General features: G+C 63.1%; 18 protein-coding genes and 1 other RNA gene. 5 read left to right on the top strand and 14 right to left on the bottom strand.

The genetic code is table 11. From position 1 onward, the window contains the following. Positions 1-105: 105 nt before the first annotated feature. The 6 genes from NKG60_RS11960 to ffs form a co-directional block, all read right to left on the bottom strand. Complete coding sequence (locus NKG60_RS11960; protein WP_352866132.1) at positions 106-1377, bottom strand: lytic murein transglycosylase; 1272 nt, start codon at positions 1375-1377, stop codon at positions 106-108. A gap of 174 nt (positions 1378-1551) precedes the next feature. Next, positions 1552-2157, bottom strand: coding sequence for a recombination mediator RecR (gene recR, locus NKG60_RS11955; protein WP_352448580.1), 606 nt, complete (start codon positions 2155-2157; stop codon positions 1552-1554). 380 nt (positions 2158-2537) lie between these two features. Next, positions 2538-3476, bottom strand: a complete 939-nt coding sequence (locus tag NKG60_RS11950) for a cell wall hydrolase (protein WP_352869825.1) — start codon at positions 3474-3476, stop codon at positions 2538-2540. Positions 3477-3708: 232 nt separating this feature from the next. Then, on the bottom strand, positions 3709-4032 hold the full coding sequence (locus NKG60_RS11945) for a YbaB/EbfC family nucleoid-associated protein (protein ID WP_023719593.1): 324 nt from the start codon (positions 4030-4032) through the stop codon (positions 3709-3711). 31 nt (positions 4033-4063) lie between these two features. Continuing rightward, on the bottom strand, positions 4064-5890 hold the full coding sequence (locus NKG60_RS11940) for a DNA polymerase III subunit gamma/tau (protein ID WP_352869827.1): 1827 nt from the start codon (positions 5888-5890) through the stop codon (positions 4064-4066). A 104-nt stretch (positions 5891-5994) separates the two neighbouring features. Next, positions 5995-6091: signal recognition particle sRNA small type (gene ffs / locus NKG60_RS11935), an RNA gene on the bottom strand. Positions 6092-6683: 592 nt separating this feature from the next. Here ffs and NKG60_RS11930 point away from each other — a divergent pair. The 3 genes from NKG60_RS11930 to NKG60_RS11920 are packed head-to-tail and all read left to right on the top strand — an operon-like array spanning position 6684 to position 8412. Next, positions 6684-7103, top strand: coding sequence for an HIT family protein (locus NKG60_RS11930; RefSeq protein WP_023676868.1), 420 nt, complete (start codon positions 6684-6686; stop codon positions 7101-7103). Between the two features lie 38 nt (positions 7104-7141). After that, positions 7142-8083, top strand: a complete 942-nt coding sequence (nudC, locus tag NKG60_RS11925) for an NAD(+) diphosphatase (protein ID WP_352869829.1) — start codon at positions 7142-7144, stop codon at positions 8081-8083. A 26-nt stretch (positions 8084-8109) separates the two neighbouring features. Then, positions 8110-8412 carry a Dabb family protein gene (locus tag NKG60_RS11920; protein ID WP_023676866.1) on the top strand — a complete coding sequence of 101 codons (303 nt, stop codon included), beginning with the start codon at positions 8110-8112 and terminating at the stop codon, positions 8410-8412. Between the two features lie 24 nt (positions 8413-8436). Here the strand turns inward: NKG60_RS11920 and NKG60_RS11915 are convergent, their stop codons facing one another. The 7 genes from NKG60_RS11915 to NKG60_RS11885 form a co-directional block, all read right to left on the bottom strand. Then, positions 8437-9378, bottom strand: a complete 942-nt coding sequence (locus tag NKG60_RS11915) for a 2-hydroxyacid dehydrogenase (RefSeq protein WP_352869831.1) — start codon at positions 9376-9378, stop codon at positions 8437-8439. Positions 9379-9474: 96 nt separating this feature from the next. Then, positions 9475-11106, bottom strand: a complete 1632-nt coding sequence (locus NKG60_RS11910; RefSeq protein WP_352664331.1) for an ABC transporter ATP-binding protein — start codon at positions 11104-11106, stop codon at positions 9475-9477. After that, the gene (locus NKG60_RS11905) at positions 11103-12242 is read right to left on the bottom strand and encodes an ABC transporter permease (protein ID WP_352664333.1); all 1140 of its coding nucleotides are present in this window, start codon (positions 12240-12242) and stop codon (positions 11103-11105) included. Before NKG60_RS11905 ends, NKG60_RS11910 begins: the two co-directional genes overlap by 4 nt. Continuing rightward, on the bottom strand, positions 12242-13336 hold the full coding sequence (locus tag NKG60_RS11900) for a microcin C ABC transporter permease YejB (protein ID WP_352664335.1): 1095 nt from the start codon (positions 13334-13336) through the stop codon (positions 12242-12244). The genes NKG60_RS11905 and NKG60_RS11900 overlap by 1 nt, the downstream gene beginning before the upstream one ends. A gap of 30 nt (positions 13337-13366) precedes the next feature. Beyond that, on the bottom strand, positions 13367-15235 hold the full coding sequence (locus NKG60_RS11895) for an extracellular solute-binding protein (RefSeq protein WP_352869836.1): 1869 nt from the start codon (positions 15233-15235) through the stop codon (positions 13367-13369). After that, the gene (locus tag NKG60_RS11890) at positions 15235-17118 is read right to left on the bottom strand and encodes an extracellular solute-binding protein (RefSeq protein WP_352869838.1); all 1884 of its coding nucleotides are present in this window, start codon (positions 17116-17118) and stop codon (positions 15235-15237) included. Before NKG60_RS11890 ends, NKG60_RS11895 begins: the two co-directional genes overlap by 1 nt. 173 nt (positions 17119-17291) lie before the next feature. Further along, positions 17292-17945 (bottom strand): c-type cytochrome, encoded by a 654-nt coding sequence (locus NKG60_RS11885; protein ID WP_352664341.1) that lies wholly within the window; start codon positions 17943-17945, stop codon positions 17292-17294. A gap of 192 nt (positions 17946-18137) precedes the next feature. Here NKG60_RS11885 and NKG60_RS11880 point away from each other — a divergent pair, with 192 nt between their 5' ends. Together NKG60_RS11880 and NKG60_RS11875 are read left to right on the top strand one after the other, a co-directional pair. Then, positions 18138-18866 (top strand): 3-deoxy-manno-octulosonate cytidylyltransferase, encoded by a 729-nt coding sequence (locus tag NKG60_RS11880; protein WP_352869841.1) that lies wholly within the window; start codon positions 18138-18140, stop codon positions 18864-18866. A 33-nt stretch (positions 18867-18899) separates the two neighbouring features. Then, the gene (locus NKG60_RS11875) at positions 18900-19763 is read left to right on the top strand and encodes a prephenate dehydratase (RefSeq protein WP_023717847.1); all 864 of its coding nucleotides are present in this window, start codon (positions 18900-18902) and stop codon (positions 19761-19763) included. A gap of 7 nt (positions 19764-19770) precedes the next feature. On the opposite strand, the gene NKG60_RS11870 is transcribed toward NKG60_RS11875, so the two are convergent. Further along, a complete protein-coding gene (locus NKG60_RS11870) occupies positions 19771-20127 on the bottom strand; it encodes a hypothetical protein (protein WP_352869843.1) in 357 nt (118 codons plus the stop codon). Positions 20128-20438 lie beyond the last annotated feature (311 nt).

The following is a 20438-nucleotide window of genomic DNA, read 5'->3' as shown; positions in this document are numbered from 1 at the left end:
CAATTTTTTGTGCGGTTCCGGTTCACCATATCCGGCGGTTTCGAGCGCGGCAACGAGCATTTGCAGAACGGTTGATTGGGCCAGACCGGCGGTGCGAAAATCCGGCTATTTCAGCGCGGTAACCAGGTCGGCGTCGGGAAAGCAGGTAGCGGAACGGCCGTTGCTGGCCTGCCATTTGCCGATCGAGCGGCGCGTCTTGAAGCCGGGCAGGCCGTCGGCGCTGCCGACATCGTAGCCCTTGGCTTCCAGCGCCCGCTGCAGGGCGGCGATGTCGGAGCGGTAGAGCCCGCCGACCGCGCCCCAATTGCCTGAGAAATTGCTGTCGCCATGGGCGATGCGATCGGCGCCATGGCCGATGAACAGGGCATAGAGATCGCTGGTGTTATACTGCTTCAGCACATAGAAATTGGGGGTGACGATGAAGGCCGGGCCGCTACGCCCGGCCGGCATCAAAAGAAAGCCCTCGGCTTTCAGTTCGCTCGCCGGGAACGGTTTACCCGACACACGCCTGATGCCCATATCAGCCCATTGCGAAATCTTCTTGCCCTGGTCGGGACCTTCGAGCGAGCACGAGACGCTGTCCGGCACCGTCACCTCGAAGCCCCAGTCGCGGCCCCTGACCCAGCCATAATCCACGAGATAATTGGCGATCGAGGCCAGTATGTCGGGCGTCGAATTCCAGATGTCGGTGCGGCCGTCGCCGTCGAAATCGACGGCATGCTTCAGAAACGATGTCGGCATGAACTGCGGCTGGCCAAGCGCGCCGGCCCAGGACGACTTCATCGCGTCGACCGGGGCAAGCCCGCGCTCGACGATCTCGAGCGCCGCGACGAGCTCGGTGCGGAAGAATTCCTTCTTGGTCGACATGAACGCCTTGGTGCCCAGCACCTCGAGGGCGTCATAAGGCATCTTCGCCGCCCCGAAGCCGCTCTCGCGGCCCCAGATCGCCAGCAGCACTTCGCCAGGCACGCCGTAGCGTTTCTCGATCGCGGCCAGCATGCTCGCATTGGCCGCCTCGCGGGTGCGGCCGCCGGCGGTCACCGCTCGGACTATCCTTTCGGCGAAATAGGCGCCCGGCGAACCGAACTCGGCCTGATGCTGCTTCTGCGGCGTCGCCGCCTTCTCGCCCGGCTTCACCAGGTCGGGCAGCTTGAGGTTCGGCTTGACGCCGTCGAAGGCGGCATCGAAGGTTTTCTTGGAGATGCCTTTGGCCTTGGCTTCGGGCCAGAGGTCGTTGCCAAGCCAGGCGCGGAACTGGTCGTCGATCTTTGAGGCGGAGGCGGGGGTGGCGAGGAGGAAGGCAAAGAGGACTGCAAGAAAGATCGCCAATCCGCAAAACCGACGTTCTGTCGCGCCCCCCTCTGTCCTGCCGGACATCTCCCCCACTTGGGGGGAGATTGCCAGCCTTGACGGCGGCGCCTTTTCTCCGGCTTTGAAGGTTAGCGAAAGCCGGCGTGACGTCCGATCTCCCCCCTCGTGGGGGAGATTTCCGGCAGGACAGAGGGGGGCGCGACGGAACGCAATCATCTCAGAACTACCCTGCAACTCGCCTCAAAACACCGTCCGCGAGCGCAGTGCGGCGGCCAGCGTGCCTTCGTCGAGATAATCGAGCTCGCCGCCGACCGGAACGCCGTGCGCCAGGCGCGTCACCTTGATGTCGAAGCCGGAAAGCTGGTCGGTGAGATAGTGCGCGGTGGTCTGGCCCTCGACCGTGGCGTTGACGGCGAGGATCACTTCCTTGACCTCGCCGCCGGCGACGCGATCGACCAGCGAACGGATGTTGAGCTCATCGGGGCCAATGCCGTCGAGCGGCGACAGCGTGCCGCCGAGCACATGATAACGCACGTTCATTGCGGTCGCCCGCTCCAGCGCCCAAAGGTCGGCCACGTCCTCGACGACGATGAGCGTAGTGGGGTCGCGGCGCGGGTCAGTGCAGATCATGCATGGATCCGAGGTATCGACATTGCCGCAGGTCGAGCAGATGCGCACCTTGTCGACCGCCTCGCCCATGGCGGCAGCGAGCGGCGCCAGCAGCTGCTCCTTCTTCTTGATGAGGTGAAGCGCGGCGCGGCGTGCCGAACGCGGGCCGAGCCCCGGCACCTTGGCCAGCAGCTGGATCAGGCGTTCGATCTCGGGACCGGCGATTCGCTTCGACATCGCACCGGTTTAGACCATGATCCCGAAAAGTGGAAACCGGTTTTCGGAAAAGATCATGGTCAAACAAGACGATAGAGCCCATTCCGATCTATCGGAATGGATCAGGGTCTAGATTTTTCAGCGGGTTTTGGAACACTGCTGAGGCGCGTGCTGTTCGGCGCGCAAGGAGGCAATCGCTTTAGGTTTGCGCCGCCCCTCATTGCCCTGCCGGGCATTTCTGCCCGTATAGTGACGGGGAGAAAGGGCCAACCGCGACCTCGGCACCCTTTTTGCAGCGCCGGAAATTGGCGAAGTCCTTGGCAAAGGCGTCCTTCTCCCCGTCACTATACGGGGAGAAGATGGCGGCAGCCAGATGAGGGGCGGCGCCGACGTTGACCGCCTCAGTTTTCTTCCAGCGGCCGGGTCTGGCCGGCGATCATCGCGCCGATGGCGTCGGTGTTCTCGGGTGTCGTCTCGAACGACATTGTCGGCTCCGCCGGCGCCGCCTGGAAGGACGTGACAGGCTGAGCGCTCACGGTTCCGCCAAAACGGGCCGCATCCGGCTCCTGCATTGGTTCTTGCAGCGCCACAAGTATCGGCTTCTCTTGGGCCGCCCTCTCCGAGGTCGCCATTCCGGCAGTCACCCTTGTCTGCTTTGCCGGCAGCGATGCGGCGGCGGTCACATAGGTTGCCTTGGCGAATGGCGGCTTGGCCTCGCGTGCCGGTTCCGCCGAGGCGACAAGTATGGCCTGAGCGGCAGGCGCTTGCGGCTTGGCCTGGGCCACGGCGACCATCGGTTCGTCCGGCAGCGGCTGCCAGTTGCGGCCGCGCTTTTCATAGAAGGCATTGCCGCCGGCGACCATGGTGTAGTGCATGTTCTTGTAGGGGAAACGCAGGCCGGCGGTGTGGAAATACATGGTATTCTTCAGCTTGGCTTTGCGCTCGCCCTTGAGCACCGCCTCGGCGGCTTCCTCGACGTCGGGCATCGCCTTCGAATTCATCGGCCGTGTCATGACGCCCGGCGCGAACTGCCCGCGCTCGCCAACCACTTCGCAGATGGTGTTGCCGTGCTTGCCGGACCGCAGCCGGTTCATCACCACCGTGCCGACCGCAATCATGCCGTCACGGCTCGACCGGTTGGACTCGAAGAACATTGCCCGCTCCAGGCATTCCTTTTCCTTGGGCGTGGAATTGTAGGAGCGCGAGCTCAGGAAACTCGGCGTAATGGCATCGGTCAGGCTGGACATGCCGTGCGAGGCGGTCTGACTGCAAGCGGCCAAAAACAGCGGCGAGATAACGACGCCGAGCCGCAACGGCGTCTTCCATCGGGTAGAGATCAAACAGGCGTCCCCTCATTCTGCTGCCAGCCCGCCCCTGGTTGCGGCAAGAATGAGACACTTTCAGGCAAAAAGATGGCTAAAGCGTTATTAAGTGTGGGGCGTTGCCCAATAGACACAGCTGGCGGGCGGGAGTTGGTGGAACAAGACTGGCCTAAGGGTATTCAGCGGAAGCTGCGACGCTCGAAGAATGGGCCTGGCGGACGGCTCCTCGGTTATGAGGCTGTTAACGTTTCTAGAACGGCAGCTTCATTCCCGGCGGGATCGGCAGTCCCGCGGTCAGCGCCTTGGTCTTTTCCTGCATGGTCTGCTCGACCTTGGTCCTGGCATCATTGTGGGCAGCGAGGAGCAGGTCCTCGAGAATCTCGACCTCGTCCTCCTTGAACAGCGACGGATCGATCTTCAGCGACTTCATCTCGAATTTGCCGGTCAGCGTGACGCTGACCAGGCCGCCGCCGGCCTGCCCGGTGGCTTCCAGCGTGGCAATCTCATCCTGCATGGCCTGGAACTTAGCCTGCATTTCCTTTGCCTTGCCCATCAGGCCGAGAAGATCTTTCATCGCACTGTCCTTTGCAGTTGGTGCTGGTTGTTCAGGTTTCGTCGTCGTCGGCCGGCGGCTCGACCGGCATTTCGGCCTCGGCCGCATCGGCTTCCGGCGCGTCGGGAATGCGCACGTCGATGATCTTGGCGCCGGGAAAGCGCGCCAGGATGGCGGCGACCGTCGGGTCGCTCTTGGCATCGAGGAAGGCGTTTTCGCGCTTTGTCGATTCCATCTCGGCCAAGGTCTGGCCGCCCTCCTCCTTCGACAGCGACACCAGCCAGTTGCGGCCGGTCCAGGCGCGCAGCTTGGCGGTCAAATCATTGAGCAGCATCTTCGGCGCATCGTCGGTCAGGCTGACGTCGATACGGCCGGGCTCGATGCGCACCAGGCGCACGCAACGCTTCACCAGCACCTTGAAGGCCATGTCGCGCTGGGCGTCGGCAAGGGCGACAATGTCTGCCAGCGATTTCACCGGCACCGGCGGCGCCTCGACCACCGGCTCCGGCGGAGCAACGAAATTGGTCGGCACAGGCTCGGCCTCGACCAGGCGCATCGTCTGCGCGCCGCCATTGGCCGTCGGCATCCGCGTCTGCGCCACGGCGCCGGCACCACCGCTTGCAGGCGCTTGGCTTGCGGGGCCGGGGCTTGCCGGCGTGCCATTCACGCGCGGCGCGGCGCCCGGCAGGGTACCGCCGTTCTCCAGCGATTTCAGCGCCTCGTCCAGCGTCGGCAGGTCGGCGGCATGGGCCAGCCGGATCAGCACCATCTCGGCGGCGCTGACCGGGCGGTTGGAGGTCTGCACCTCGGGTATGCCTTTCAAGAGCATCTGCCATGTCCGCGACAGCACCTTGACCGACAGCGTGTTCGCGAAATCGGCGCCGCGCCGGCGCTCGTCCTCGGATAGCGAGGCGTCGTCGATGGCAGCCGGCACGAAACGCAGACGGGTGACCAGATGGTTGAACTCGGCAAGGTCGGTCAGCACGGCGGCAGGATCGGCGCCGGTATTGTACTGGGCACGGAATTCGGCAAGTGCCGCGGCGACGTCGCCCATCATGACATGTTCGAACAGGTCGACGATGCGGGCACGGTCGGCGAGGCCGAGCATGGCACGCACCGCTTCGGCGCTGACCGCGCCGCCGCCATGGGCGATCGCCTGGTCGAGGATCGACTGCGCATCGCGCATCGAGCCTTCGGCTGCGCGCGCGATCATCGCCAGCGCATCGTCTTCGACTTCGATGCCCTCCAGACCGGCTATCCTGGCAAGGTCGGCCTTGATCATCGCCGCATCGATGCGCCTGAGGTCGAAACGCTGGCAGCGCGACAGGACCGTGATCGGCACCTTGCGGATTTCGGTGGTGGCGAAGATGAACTTGACGTGCGGCGGCGGCTCTTCCAGCGTCTTCAGCAAGCCGTTGAAGGCCTGGTTGGAAAGCATGTGCACTTCGTCGATGATGTAGACCTTGTAGCGCGCCGACACCGGGGCGTAGCGCACGCGCTCGATGATGTCCCTGATGTCGTCGATGCCGGTATGCGAGGCGGCGTCCATCTCGATGACGTCGATATGCCGGCCTTCCATGATCGCCTGGCAATGCTCGCCGAGCACGGCAAGCTCGACGGAAGGCTGGTCGACGGTCGGTGTTTTGTAGTTCAGCGCCCGCGCGAGTATGCGCGCGGTCGTCGTCTTGCCGACGCCGCGCACGCCGGTCAGCATCCAGGCCTGGGCGATGCGGCCGGTGGCAAAGGCATTGGTCAACGTGCGGACCATCGGCTCCTGGCCGATCAGCTCGGAGAAATTCGACGGCCGGTATTTGCGCGCTAGCACGCGATAGGCGGCAGGCTTGTCCAATTTCCCGGCCTCGTTTCCGGCTTCGCTCATTCGCCCGTTAAGCTCCAAGGGCTGCCACTGGAGGCGGCCGATTCCTGCGCATAGTTTCGCCCGCACGGCTTGGCGCCGTCAATGTCGGGGCAAAAGGCGAAGAGGCGGGAGGCTGGAACAATGACCCGTTCCGGGCTCGTTAGGGCTGCTTCCTTCCGGACCTGACCCGGTTGGCGAGTGGACCGTCCACCACCAACCTCCCAGCCTCCATATCGGCAATCCGGCGATGAAATGCAAGTGCGGATGATGGGGTCTTAAGCGACGGCGACAGCTGAAACCAAAAACCCGCCTCGGCGGGCGGGTCGTTGGGGCGAATAATCACCATAACGAGATTAGTAGCATAGCTGCCGGCACAAAGCAAGAACAAAATGTGGCGCCGTCGGCGAAGCTGCCGATCTCCCCCCTTGCGGGGGAGATGGCCGGCAGGCCAGAGGGGGTGCCGTCCCGCCGACTTATCAACCAAACGCAGCCAAGCCCTCAGGCTAGTTACCGGTTCAGACGGGTAGCCGAAAGTTGGCGATCCTTCACACCCCCCTCTGTCCTGCCGGACATCTCCCCCGCAAGGGGGGAGATCGGATGCTGCTTCGGCTTTCGCCAATCACCAAGGCTTGAAAGGAAAGTACAGGGTGGCGAGAATACCTGCGGGAACCACAACCTGAAACCACTACCCTCACTTCTTCGCGAACAATCAGCGCCACGACGGCCAATGTTGCTTGCTGCCCCTTGCGGCCCTTCGGAAGCCGCTCTAGCGTCGATGGAGTTCAAAAAACGTCAAAAAGTGAGAGAAACGCCGATGCTGCCGGGCCTCAAGGCCGGATTCACGCTTGACGCCCAGCTGGAGGCCGACAGCGAACAGCTGATGTGGCTCGGCCTGTGCGAATTGCGCGTCATGAACGACCGACGCTGGCCGTGGCTTCTGCTGGTGCCGCAGCGGCCGGGCATCGAGGAAATCCACGACATGACGCCGCTGGACCAGGCGATGCTGACCTTCGAGACCAACATGGTGGCGCTGGCACTCAAGCGCGTGACCGGCTGCACCAAGATCAACACCGGCGCACTCGGTAACATCGTGCGCCAGTTGCATGTACACGTCATTGCGCGCTCGGAAGGCGATCCAGGCTGGCCCGGACCGGTATGGGGGCACGGCCTGCGCGAGCCCTATCAGCGCTCCGACCTTCGCAAGTTTGCGGAAAAGATCAAGGCAGCGCTATAAGCCTCTCCCGTGTCCACCTTGAACCTTCCCGAGTCTGCATGAGCTTCCGCCTGTTTGACGCGCCCTTGCGCGAGCCGAGCCAGTTCGTCGGCTTCGCCGGCAACATTATCGACCGGCAGTCCGAAAACCGCGCCGATGATTCCGTCGAAAAAGCGCTCGCCGATCCCTTGGCGCGGCTTTTGCTGATGCGTGGCGGCCGGCTCTATCTGAAGCTTGCGCAAGGCGCATTCGACCCCTGGTTCGGCGCGGCCGAAAGCCGGCCGCTCGAGGCATCGCTCGAAAACGGCGTCCTGCTCGGTTTCTCCGAAAGCGGTCCGGTGCTGGCGGTGCCGGCCGGGGTCGAGCCCGAGCAGCTTCCCGAGACGATCAAGGCGATAGACTATCGCTCGGTCTATATGCAGGGGCTGATCGACGAAGCGGCGGCCGGCGCGCTGGCGCAAGGGGCGGCGCTGCTAGCCTGGCATGCCAGCCATCGCTTCTGCAGCAAATGCGGCACCGAAGCCGAGATGCGGGCGGGCGGTTACAAGCGGCATTGCCCGGCCTGCGGCACCGAGCACTTTCCGCGCACCGACCCGGTGGCGATCATGCTGACGGCAACGCGCGAAAAATGCCTGCTCGGCCGCGGCCGGCATTTCGGGCCCGGCATGTATTCTGCGCTCGCCGGTTTCATCGAGCCGGGCGAGACGATCGAGGCGGCGGTGCGCCGCGAAACGCTGGAGGAGGCCGGCATCCGGCTCGGCCGCGTCGTCTACCATGCCAGCCAGCCCTGGCCGTTCCCCTATTCGCTGATGATCGGCTGCTTCGGCGAACCGCTCAACGACGATATCCAGCCCGACCTCAACGAGCTGGAAGATTGCCGCTGGTTCTTTCGCGACGAGGTGCTCTCGATGCTGGCGAGGGAGCATCCGGGCGGCCTGGTGACGCCGCCGAAAGGAGCGATCGCCTATAACCTGATCCGCGCCTGGGCCGACAGCGCATAGCAGGATCGACATCGCAGGAGCAGAAAATGATCCGTCACACCGTCGTGTTCACGCTGAAACACCCGCCGCATTCGCTCGAGGAAAAAAGGTTCCTCGCCGACGCCAAGAGGATCCTCACGGCGATAAAGGGCGTCACGCATTTCGAGCAGTTGCGGCAGGTCAGCCCCAAGAACGACTACCGCTTCGGCTTCTCGATGGAGTTCGCCGATCAACGGGCCTATTCAGGCTACAACGATCATCCCGACCACGTCGCCTTCGTCCGCGACCGCTGGATCCCGGAAGTCGAGGCGTTCATGGAAATCGACTACGTGCCGCTCGGCTGGGGCTGAGACCGGAAAGCGGTGCTCTGGAAATCAATACCCCGCGTCGCGATCCACCACATTTTCCAGCGCTTCGCCGCGCTCGAAGGCATCCATCTGACGCCGCATGATCGGCGCCAGGTGGACCGGATCGGAAGTCGCCGCGGCGTGCGGCGTCACGAACACTTTCGGGTGGCTCCATAGCGGGCTGGTCTTCGGCAGCGGCTCGACCTCGAACACGTCGAGGCTGGCTTCCTTCAGCGTGCCGTCGTCCAGTGCGCGCAAAATGTCGGCGTCCTTCTGCAGCCTGCCACGCCCGGCATTGATCAGCACCGAGCCGCCGAGCCCGTTGCGCTTGCGCAGCTCCTTCAGCACGCCGTAATTGATGATGCCGTGCGTCTGCGGCGTCAGCGGCAGAAGCACCACCAGGATGTCGGTGGCGTTGAGGAACGGGATCAGGCCGGCCTCGCCCGCGTAAGTCGAGACACCTTGCATCGGCCGATCGCTGCGCGACCAGCCATTAACGGGAAAGCCGAGTGACAACAGCACCGATGCCGCCGCGCGGCCAAGCGTGCCGAGCCCCATAATGCCGACCGAGATGTCGCCGGCCGGCCGCTGCTGCGGTTCGTGCCAGATCTTCTTCTGCTGCTGGGCGCGGTAGAGCATGCCCTGGCGATGGTGGTCGAGCACCCGCCAGACGACGTATTCGGTCATGTACTGGGTCAGGTTGTCGGCCACCACCTTCACGACCGGTACGTCGGGCAAGGTGGGATCGGCGAAAATGTGGTCGACGCCGGCGCCGATCGAGAAGATAGCCCGCAGATTGGGCAGCGACGACAAGAGGTTCGGCCGCTGTTTCCACACCACCGCATAGGTGATCGAGGGATCGCCGGCGCCATTCGGCTCAAGCACCACTTCGCGCTCCGCCGACAGTAGTTCGCGCCAGCGCAGCGGATGAATACCGGTGAGGGCGAGCAGGATGCGGCCTTTTTCCATTGCGGATCGTTTTTCCCTTTTTACCAACAGCGTTCGCGTCCCGATGCGAAAAGGCGCGGCAGCGTTTTGATTTTGTGCATGATCTCTGGCGAAAATCTACTCGCTGACGATGCCGACCGGCGCCGTTTCGATCTTGAAGGCGGCCGAGATCAACGCCTTTGTGTAGTCAGTCCGCGGGTTGCTGAAAATCTGTTCGGAAGGACCGGCCTCGACGATCCTGCCGTTGCGCATGACGATGACTTCGTTGGCGAGCGCGCGGATGACCCTCAGATCGTGGCTGATGAAGAGGTAGGCGAGGTCGTGCTTGGCCTGCAGGCTGCGCAAGAGGTCGACGACCTGCGCCTGTACGCTCATGTCGAGCGCCGAGGTCGGCTCGTCCAGCATGACGAAACGCGGGTTGAGCACCATGGCGCGCGCGATGGCGACGCGCTGGCGCTGGCCGCCGGAGAATTCGTGCGGATAGCGGTTGCGCGTCGCCGGATCGAGGCCGACTTCCTTCAGCACGTCGACGACACGCTCGTCGCGCGCATCGGGAGACAGTTTCGGCTCGTGGATCTTCAACCCTTCCTCGATGATCTCGGCGACCGACATGCGCGGACTGAGCGAACCGAACGGATCCTGGAAGACGATCTGCAGCTCGCGCCGCAGCGGCCGCATTTCGTTGAAGGACAGCTGATCGATGCCGCGTCCGTTGAACTGGATGGTCCCGGTCGACGAGATCATCCTGGCCAGCGCCAGGCCGAGCGTCGTCTTGCCCGAGCCGGATTCGCCGACGACGCCGAGCGTCTGACCGGCCCGAACGGTGACGTCGATGCCGTCGACTGCCTTCACATTGTCGACGGTGCGCCGGAAGAAGCCCTTCTTGATCGGAAACCAGACCTTGACGTCCTTGCCGACCATCACCGGCTTGGCGGCCTGGTTGGCCGCCGGCGGCTTGCCTTTCGGCTCGGCGGCAAGCAGATGCCGCGTATAGGCGTGCTGCGGATTTGCGAATATCGCCTTGGTCGGGCCGGTCTCGACGATCTTGCCCTTGGTCATCACGCAGACCCGGTCGGCGATCTTCCTGACGATGCCGAGATCGTGGGTGATGAACAGCATCGACATGTTCTTGCGGCTTTTCAGGCCGGCCAGCAATTCGAGGATCTGCGCCTGGACGGTGACGTCGAGCGCTGTCGTCGGCTCGTCGGCGATCAACAGTTCAGGCTCGTTGGCGAGCGCCATGGCGATCATGACGCGCTGGCGCTGGCCGCCGGAAAGCTGGTGCGGATAGGCGTCGAGCCGTTTCTCCGGTTCGCGGATGCCGACCTCGTGCAGAAGTTCCAGCGTGCGCGCCTTGGCGTTGCGATCGCCCAGGCCCTGGTGCAGCTTCAGCACCTCGACGATCTGCTGCTCGATCGTGTGCAGCGGGTTGAGCGAGGTCATCGGCTCCTGGAAGATCATGGTGATCTTGTTGCCGCGCACGCGGCGCAGGTCTCTCTCGTCCGCGGCAAGCAGGTCGGCGCCGAGGAACAGGATCTTTCCCGACGGGTGGCTGGCGGTCGGATAGGGCAGCAGCTTCAGCACCGACAGCGCGGTGACCGACTTGCCGGAGCCGGATTCGCCGACCAGCGCCACCGTCTCGCCCTTGGCGAGGTCGAAGGAAATATGGTCGACGGCGATCGACTGGTCGCCGCCTTGCGTGAAGGCGACGCTGAGGTCTTGGACCGAGAGCAGCGGGGTGTCGCTCATCTGAACGTCTTGCGCGGATCGAAGGCGTCGCGCGTCGCCTCGCCGACGAAGACCAGCAGCGACAGCATCAGCGAGATGACGACGAAGCCGGAAATGCCGAGCCAGGGGGCGTTGAGGTTGCGCTGCGCCTGCTTCAGCAGCTCGCCGAGCGAGGCGGAGCCCGGCGGCAGGCCGAATCCGAGATAGTCGAGTGAGGTCAGCGTCGAGATCGAGCCGCTGAGCAGGAACGGCAGGAAGGTCAGCGTCGCCACCATGGCGTTGGGCAGCAGATGCCGGAACATGATGGTGATGTTGGACACGCCGAGCGCGCGCGCCGCATTGACGTATTCGAAATTCCGGGCGCGCAGGAACTCGGCCCGCACGACGCCGACCAGTGCCACCCACGAAAACAGCAGCATCAATCCGAGCAGGATGAAGAAGCCGGGCGGCAGGATGGCGGCGACGATCAGGAGCAGATACAGCACCGGTATCGCCGACCAGATCTCGATGAAGCGCTGGAACAGAAGGTCGGTCCAGCCGCCGAAATAGCCCTGCAGAGCGCCGGCCGCCACGCCGATCAGCGCCGAGCCGGCAGTCAGGATCAGGCCAAACAGCACCGATATCCTGAAGCCGTAGATGACGCGCGCCAGCACGTCGCGGGCCTGGTCATCGGTGCCCAGCCAGTTCCAGTTGCCGACGTTGCAATTGGGGTCTGCCTCGCCTTTCGGATACTGGTTGCAGCGCGTCTTCTTGTCGTAGAGCCAGGACGGCTTGGTGGGTGCTGCTTCGGGAATAGCGTTGTTGACGGTCTGGTAGGAGTAGCGCACCGGCGGCCAGACCATCCAGCCATTGGCATTGATCTCGTCCTGGATGACCGGGTCGCGGTAGTCGGTGACCGCATAGAAGCCGCCGAACTTCTCCTCGGGATAGGCGACCAGGACCGGGAACAGGATCTCGCCCTTGTAGGAGGCGATGATCGGCTTGTCGTTAGCGACCAGTTCCGAACCCAGCGACAGCACGAACAGGAACAGGAAGATCCACAACGACCAGTAGCCGCGCCGGTTGGACTTGAAGTTCTGCAGGCGCCGCTGGTTGAGCGGCGACAGGAAGGGCCGCGCGATCCGCGCCGGCGCCGTTTCGGCTGCGGCCTGCGCCATCAGACGTCTCTCCGCTCGAAGTCGATGCGCGGGTCGACCCAGGTGTAGATCAGGTCGGACAGCAGCCCGACGAACAGGCCAAGCAGCGAGAAGATGTAGAGATTGGCGAAGACCACCGGATAATCGCGCTGCACCACCGAGTTGAAGCCGAGCAGGCCGAGGCCGTCGAGCGAAAATATGTTCTCGATCAGCAGCGAACCGGTGAAGAAGGCCGATATGAAGGCACCGGGGAAGCCGGCGATGACGATCAGCATGGCGTTGCGAAAGACGTGGCCGTAGAGCACCCGCCGTTCCGACAGGCCCTTGGCGCGGGCGGTGACCACATATTGCTTGCGGATTTCCTCGAGGAAGGAATTCTTGGTCAAAAGCGTCGTCGTGGCGAAGGCCGACAGCACCAGCGCCGTCAACGGCAAGGTCATATGCCAGAAATAGTCGACGATCCGCGCAGGCCATGACAATTGGTCCCAATTGTCCGAGGTGATTCCGCGCAACGGGAACCAGTCCCAGAACGAGCCGCCGGCAAACAGCACCATCAGCAATATGCCGAACAGGAAACCCGGAATGGCGTAACCGACGATGACGACGCCGCTGGTCCAGACGTCGAAAGTGGAGCCGTCCTTGACCGCCTTGCGGATGCCGAGCGGGATCGAGATCAGATACGACAAGAGCGTAATCCACAGCCCGATCGAGATCGACACCGGCATCTTTTCCAGGATCAGGTCGAGCACCGAGATGTCGCGGAAATAGCTGTCGCCGAAATCGAAGCGGAGATAGTTCCACAACATCATGCCGAAGCGCTCGAGCGGCGGCTTGTCGAAACCGAACTGCTTCTCCAGCTTCTTGATGAATTCCGGGTCGAGCCCTTGCGCGCCGCGGTATTTCGAGCCGACGTCGCCGGCGACATCGAAATTGGCGCCGCCGGCATCACCCCCGCCGCCGCCGAGGCGATCGCTGCCACCCTGGTTTGTCAGCCTGGCGATGACCTGCTCGACCGGCCCGCCCGGCGCGAACTGGATGACGGCAAAGGACACCGCCATGATGCCGAACAGGGTCGGGATCATCAACAGGATACGGCGCAGTATATAGGCGCCCATCAGGCTCCCTGCCTCGCTTGTGGGAAAATGTCAGGCTTTGCCAATCTTTGCCGCCTTGTCTTTGTCGAACCACCACGACGTCTCGACCGGGAAGTCGTAATCCGGCTTTTGAGCGGGAAAGCCGAACATGTCCCAGAACGCCGCTCGGTGATTCGCCAGATGGTATGTTGGAATCCAGTCTAGCCGCGCGCGCAAGACCCGATCGAGGGCATTGAGCGCGGTGACGAGTTCGATGCGGCTCTGCGCCTTACCGGCTGCCTCGATCAGCGCGTCGATGGCTTTGCTTTCCGTACCGGGATAGTTGCGCATCCCCGGCGTTTTCGCCATCCGGGAAGCATAGAGGATCTCTAAGCCGTCGGCGGTGGGCGTCGCTCCGATCGACCATGCGAGCATGTTGAAGTCGAAATCGTAGTTGCTCTGCCGCGCTTCGAATTGCGTCGAGTCGACCTGCCGGATCGAAGCATCGATGCCGATCGCCTTCATATTCTCGGACCACGGCGCGAAAATGCGAACCAACCCCTCGTCCTCGGCCAGCATTTCCACCTGCAGTCGCTCGCCTTTGTCGTTGACGACGAAATTGCCGACTCGCTTCCAGCCGGCTTCGGCGAGCAGCCTCGAAGCCTCGCGCAGCAGCTTGCGGTCGTGTCCAGAACCGTCGGAAACGGGTTGCATCACCGGTTCGCCGAAGGTCTCCGGCGGCAATTCGGCTCGAAACGGCTCCACGAGTTTCAGTTCCTGGGGTGAGGGCAGGCCCTTGGCCTTGTAATCCGATCGCTCGAAGTTCGATTGCGAACGCTCGTAGGAGTCGAAAAACAGCACCCGCTTGGTCCATTCGAAGTCGAAGCAATGGGCGATTGCCCGTCTCACGCGTATGTCGCGGAACTGCGGACGGCGCTGGTTGAGCGCGACAGCCTGCATGGAGGGCGTTTTCTCGCCGGGAAATTCGCGTTTGAGGACCCTGCCATCCTTCAGCGCCGGAAAATCGTAGCCGGTCGCCCATACCCGCGCGGTGAACTCCTCGCGAAAATGCGTGTCCCCTTTCTTGAACGCTTCAAATGCCGCCTGGCGATCGAGATAGAAATCGATACGGATGCGGTCGAAATTGTTAAGCCCGCGGTTCACGGCCAGATCGCGGCCCCAATAATCGGCGACGCGTTCATATTCGACTGTCTGTCCGGCCACGACCCGCCCCATTCGGTATGGCCCCGAGCTGAGCGGAGGGGTCATCGTCGAGGCGTCGAAATCATTGGCCGTGTAGAAGGCTTTGGAGACGATCGGCATCGCGACGACGGCGAGGATATTCTGCGCGGACTGCTGGCCGTTGAAGGTAAGGTTGACCGTAAGCGGATCGACTGCGACCGCATCCGTCATATGTCGCAGCGCTTGGGAAAGGTTCGGATGTCCCCGGTCTTTGTAGAGGTTCAAGGCGAAGGCAATGTCTTCGGCGGTCAGCGGCGAGCCGTCGTGGAAGCGCGCTTGTGGCCGCAGGCTGAAGCGGTAGCCGTTGCGGTCCTGCGACAAGGTAACGGATTCGGCAAGCAGGCCGTAGACAGCATCCGGCTCATCGACCGCCCTTGTCATCAGCGAATCGAAGCAGAGCTCGGTGCGCGGCGGCGAATCCCCCTTCAGCACCAGCGAGTTCAACGTGTTGAAAGTCAGGAAACTCTGATTGAGGGTGGAGTTCGGCGGAGCGAAATTCATCCGGCCGCCCTTGGGAGCGTCCGGATTGACATAGTCGAAATGCGCGAAATCCGGAGGATATTTGAGATCGCCGAAGGCAGACAGGCCGTGCAGTTTCACGCCGGTCGGGATGGTGGCGAAAGCCCGGCCGGGCAGCCATGCAGCTGCCGCGGCGGCACCGCCGAGGGCGAGGAAGTCGCGACGGGGCAGAGCCGCCATCAATTGCCACTCTTGTATTTGGCCGCCAGCGCCTTTTCCTTGTCAGGATCGATCCACCAGGAATTCTGGTCGACGCCGCTATAGGCGGGCTGTTTTTCCGGCATGCCGAACTTGTTCCAGTAGGCGAGCCAGACCACGGCGCGGTAATATTGCGGCACGACGTAGAAATTCCACAACAGCACCCGGTCGAGCGCATGGGTGGCGGCAACGAGATCGTCGCGGTCGGTGGCATAGATGATCCGATCGACCAGCGCATCGACGACCGGATTCTTGATGCCGGCGTAATTGCGCGATCCGGGCGAATCGGCAGCCTTGGAGCTCCAGAAATCGCGCTGTTCATTGCCGGGAGAGTCCGACTGGCCGAGTATCGAAGTGACCACGTCAAAGTCGAAATGGGTGACGCGGTTGATGTACTGGGTCTGGTCGATCAGGCGCAGTGTCGCGTCGACGCCGATCTTACGCAGATTGGCTATGTAGGGGCTGGCGATGACCTGGTCGGTGTCGTTCCAGCCGAGGATTTCGAATTTGAACGGTTCGCCGGTCTTGGCGTTGACCATCTTGCCGCCTTTGATCACCCAGCCTGCCTTGGCGAACAGTTCGACCGCGGTCTTCAGGTATTTGCGCTCCGCCTGCGGCGTGTCGTAGACCGGCAGCTTGAATTCCTCGGTAAAAACTTCAGGCGGCAGCTTGTCGCGGTACTGCTCGAGGATTTCGAGTTCCTTGCCCTGCGGCAGGCCACTCGACGCCAGTTCGGTGCCCTGGAAATAGCTGCTGGTGCGGGTGTTGGAACCGAAGAACAGGGTCCGGTTCATCGTCTCGAAATCGAACGGATACATCAGCGCGGCGCGCACCAGGCGATCCCTAAACAGCGGGCGCCTGGTGTTGAGCATGAAGGCCTGCATCGGTTCGGGCGACGCGGTCTTGAATTCCTTCTTGATGACGTCGCCAGCCTGAACTGCGGGGAAATTATAGGCCGTGTTCCAGCGCCTCGAACTGTTCTCCGGCTTGATGTCGTCCAGCCCGCCCTTGGTGAAGGCCTGCCAGGCGGCATTGTCGTCGAGAAAATAGGTGAAACGCTGCCTTTCGAAATTCTCGCGGCCGATCTTCACGGGCAGCTTGGCTGCCCAGTAATCGGGCACGCGCTGCCAGATGATTTCGGAGCCAGGCTTGAAGCTGGCGATCTTGTAGGCGGCCGAGCCGAGCGGCGGCTCCTGCGTCGGCTTTGTGACGTCGCGCTTCTTGCCGCTGGCGTCGGTGCCTTCCCACCAGTGCTTGGGCAGCACGACGAGATCGCCGATGATCTTCGGTAGCTCCCGGTTGCCCTTCTGGTTGAAATGGAACTCGACCTCGCGGTCGGAGATGGCGACCGCGTCGGTGACGTTTTCGAAATAGCGGCTAAATTGCGGGCTGTTGGCCTTCAGCACCTGGAACGACCAGATCACATCGTCGGTGGTGATCGGCTGGCCGTCATGCCATTTCGCCCGCGGGTCGAGCCGGTAGGTCGCCGAGGAATAATCGGCCGGATATTTATAGGCATCGGCGATCAGCGGATGGCTGGTGCTGCCCTCGTCGGTCGCCTGCTCCATCAGCGTGTCGTAGAGCAGGCCGCCGCCGAACTGCGCGAAGCCGGCAGCCGGCGAACCCTGCACGATGTAGGGATTGAAGCTGTCGAACGTGCCAAGCACCACGGAATTCACTGTGCCGCCCTTGGGTGCATCCGGATTGACGTAATCGTAGTGCTGGAAATTATCGCCATATTTGGATTCGCCGATCAGCGACGAGGTCGTGCGCCATTCGTCCGCGAAGGCCGCCTGCAGGCCGCCAGCAAAAGCAGCCAGCATCAGCACCGATTTCAGAAGCGTCCGCGCTCGGCCAACCGTCATGCGTTCTCCTCTTCGCGATATAGCGCCGTCACCATAGCGTCTGGGCTCAATCTAGATCATTTGGCGGCGCTGAAAACCGCAACGGACCGGCTTTGTCGTCGCATATGCATTTTTCCTAACGAAAAAGCCGGGCTGAACCCGGCTTTTTCAAGGATTATATCATTACAGTTTTGTTATTTTGCGGGGGCGGCCGGAGCTGCCGGCGCCGCGCCTTCTGCCGGCTTGGCAGGGGCTGCACCTTCGGCCGGCTTGGCGGGCGCGTTTTCGGCCGAGGCGCCGGGCGCCGGCAGCGGCTTCGGATTGTCCGACAGCGTGCGCAGATAGGCGATGACGTTGGCGCGGTCCTCGTCCTTCGGCAGGCCGGCGAAGCCCATCGCCGTGCCCTTCACGAACTTCTTCGGCGAGGTGATGAAGTGGTTCAGGTTGTCGTAGGTCCATTTCTCGCTGCCGCCCTTGGAGAACTCCTTCATGCCGGCCGAATAGGCAAAGCCCTCATGCTCGGCGACCGGACGGTCGACGATGTCCCACAGATCGGGGCCGACCTTGTTGGGGCCGCCCTTTTCGCCGGAGTGGCAGGCCTGGCATTTCTTGAAGATGGCGGCGCCGGCTTCGGCGTTGGCGGTGGCCAGCAGCTCGGCAATCGGCTTGGCCTCCGCGGCGGGAGCGGCCGGGCCGCCTTCGGCGGGCTCGGTCGCCTCGATGGCGAAGCCGGGCTTTTCCGGCGCCGGCGAGGCAAACAGCGCGTCGGACACGATGCCAACGGAAAAGACGATGAACACCGTGCCGAGGAAACCGGCGAGCAGCTTGTTGACTTCGTTGGAATCCATACGCCCCAGGCTCCCTTTTCCGGCGGACCGATCCGTCCACTCCGTCCGTCGGTATCGTGAACCACCCTGCGAGGCGGTCAAATCGCGCGGAAACTAGGTCTTTTGCTCCGGCGTTGCAACACCTATAAGGGCGCTGCCAGTGAGACCTTTTGCCACTTTTGTCCCCCTCTTTTTCGAGCCCCTGCCCGCCTCATGTCCACGCTCATCCTGATCCCGGCCCGCATGGCCTCGACCCGCCTGCCGGGCAAGCCGCTGGCCGACATTATCGGCACTCCGATGATCGTCCACGTCGCCCGCCGCGCCGCCGAGGCCGGGCTCGGCCGGGTGGTCGTCGCCACCGATACGCAAGGTGTTGCGGAGGCGGTGCGCGCGCATGGTTTCGAGGCGGTGATGACGCGGGCGGACCACGAAACCGGTTCCGACCGCATCTTCGAAGCGCTGACCATTCTCGACCCTGGCAAGACGGTCGAGACGATCGTCAATGTGCAGGGCGATCTGCCGACCATCGACCCCCTTATTATCGGCGCCGCGCTGAAGCCTTTCGAGAACGCAGCGGTCGACATCGCCACGCTCTGCGTCGAGATCGTCCGCGCCGAGGAAAAGACCAATCCGAACGTCGTCAAGCTGGTCGGCTCGCCACTCTCGGCGACGAGGCTCAGGGCGCTCTATTTCACCCGCGCCACCGCGCCCTGGGGCGAAGGCCCGCTCTACCATCATATCGGCCTCTATGCCTATCGGCGCGCCGCACTCGAGCGCTTCGTTGCGGTGAGGCCGTCGCCGCTGGAGCGCCGCGAGCGGCTGGAACAATTGCGGGCGCTGGAGGCCGGCATGCGCATCGATGCGGAGATCGTGCAGTCGGTGCCGCTTGGCGTCGATACGCCGGACGATCTCGAGCGCGCCAGGGCGCTCCTTTCCAACTAAGAAGTTCTTCCCCCAATCCCCGAGACTCTGCGCATGCCTGAAAAGACCAACAAAATATCCTTCCAGGGCGAGCCTGGCGCCAATTCCGACACCGCCTGCCGCAACATGTTCCCGTCGATGGAGCCGTTGCCGTGCCCGACCTTCGAGGACGCCTTCAACGCGGTCGAGACCGGCAAGGCCGATCTGGCGATGATCCCGATCGAGAACACCATTGCCGGCCGCGTCGCCGACATCCATCACCTCTTGCCGGAATCGAAGCTGCACATCATCGGCGAATATTTCCTGCCGATCCACTTCCAGCTGATGGTGCTGCCCGGCGTCAGGCGCGACGAGATCAGGACCGTGCACAGCCACATCCACGCGCTCGGCCAATGCCGCAAATACATCCGCAAGAACGGCTGGAAGGCGACGGTGGCCGGCGACACCGCGGGCGCCGCCAAGATGGTCGCCGCGATGAAGGACCGCACCATGGCCGCGCTGGCGCCGGCGCTGGCTTCGACGCTCTACGGGCTCGACATCATCGAAGAGAATGTCGAGGACACCGACAGCAACGTCACCCGCTTCGTCGTGCTGACCAAGAACAAGCAATGGGCCGAGCGTCCCTCCGCCGACGCCAGGATGATGACGACCTTCATCTTCCGCGTCCGCAACGTGCCGGCCGCACTCTACAAGGCGATGGGCGGCTTCGCCACAAACGGCATCAACATGACCAAGCTGGAGAGCTACCAGCTCGGCGCGTTTACGGCGACGCTGTTCTACGCCGACATAGAGGGCCATCCGGACGATCCGCTGGTGAAGCTGGCGCTCGACGAGTTGCGCTTTTTCTCGCGCGAAATGCGCATTCTCGGCGTCTATCCCGCCAGCGCCTCGCGCGAGCAATGGAAGGTGGCGGATTAGGATCCGGTCAGGTCAGGCCGAGCTTGTTCTGCTTGGCCGGCTTGCCGCATTCGCGGCGGCTGATCGACCGGTTCATGGCATCGATCTTGCCGCTTGCCTGGTCGGCGTCACGCCTGGCTTTCGAGCGCATGTCCGGCGTGAACGGGCCGAAGCCCGTAGCCGGGTTGGAGAAGGACGGCTTGGCGTCCACCGGCAAATGATATTGCTGCGCCAGGCCATTTCGTTGCGCCAGCAATTGATCGCAAGGCACCTTGTCATATAGCAGCGAGGACTGGACGTTTTCGTCCTGCCGTTTGGACATCGAATTGCCGACGCAGCCGGCCATCGCCAGGCAAGACGCCAAGACCATCATGTTCCAGCGCATGAACGTGCTCCTTGTCGAAACCCGCATGATCCGGACATGCGATTCGGGCTTTTTCGCAGCAAACATTACACCGAGGTCGGCGGGACAGTACCCCCCTCTGTCCTGCCGGACATCTCCCCCGCAAGGAGGGAGATTGGATGTCATTTCCGCTTTCGCAAACCTTCAGCGTCGCAAGAAAGGCGCCGTCGGCGAAGCTGCCGATCTCCCCACTTGCGGGGGAGATGTCCGGCAGGACAGAGGGGGGTGGGAAGGATCGCCGCCTTGGTCATGATTGTGAATGCTTCAAGCGGCGTTTCTCCGCCACGACGGCC

This window comes from Mesorhizobium sp. M1428 (genome assembly GCF_040317515.1).
Classification (GTDB): domain Bacteria; phylum Pseudomonadota; class Alphaproteobacteria; order Rhizobiales; family Rhizobiaceae; genus Mesorhizobium.
Note: the sequence above shows the minus strand (reverse complement) of the source record. Positions and strands in the feature narration are given on the sequence as shown.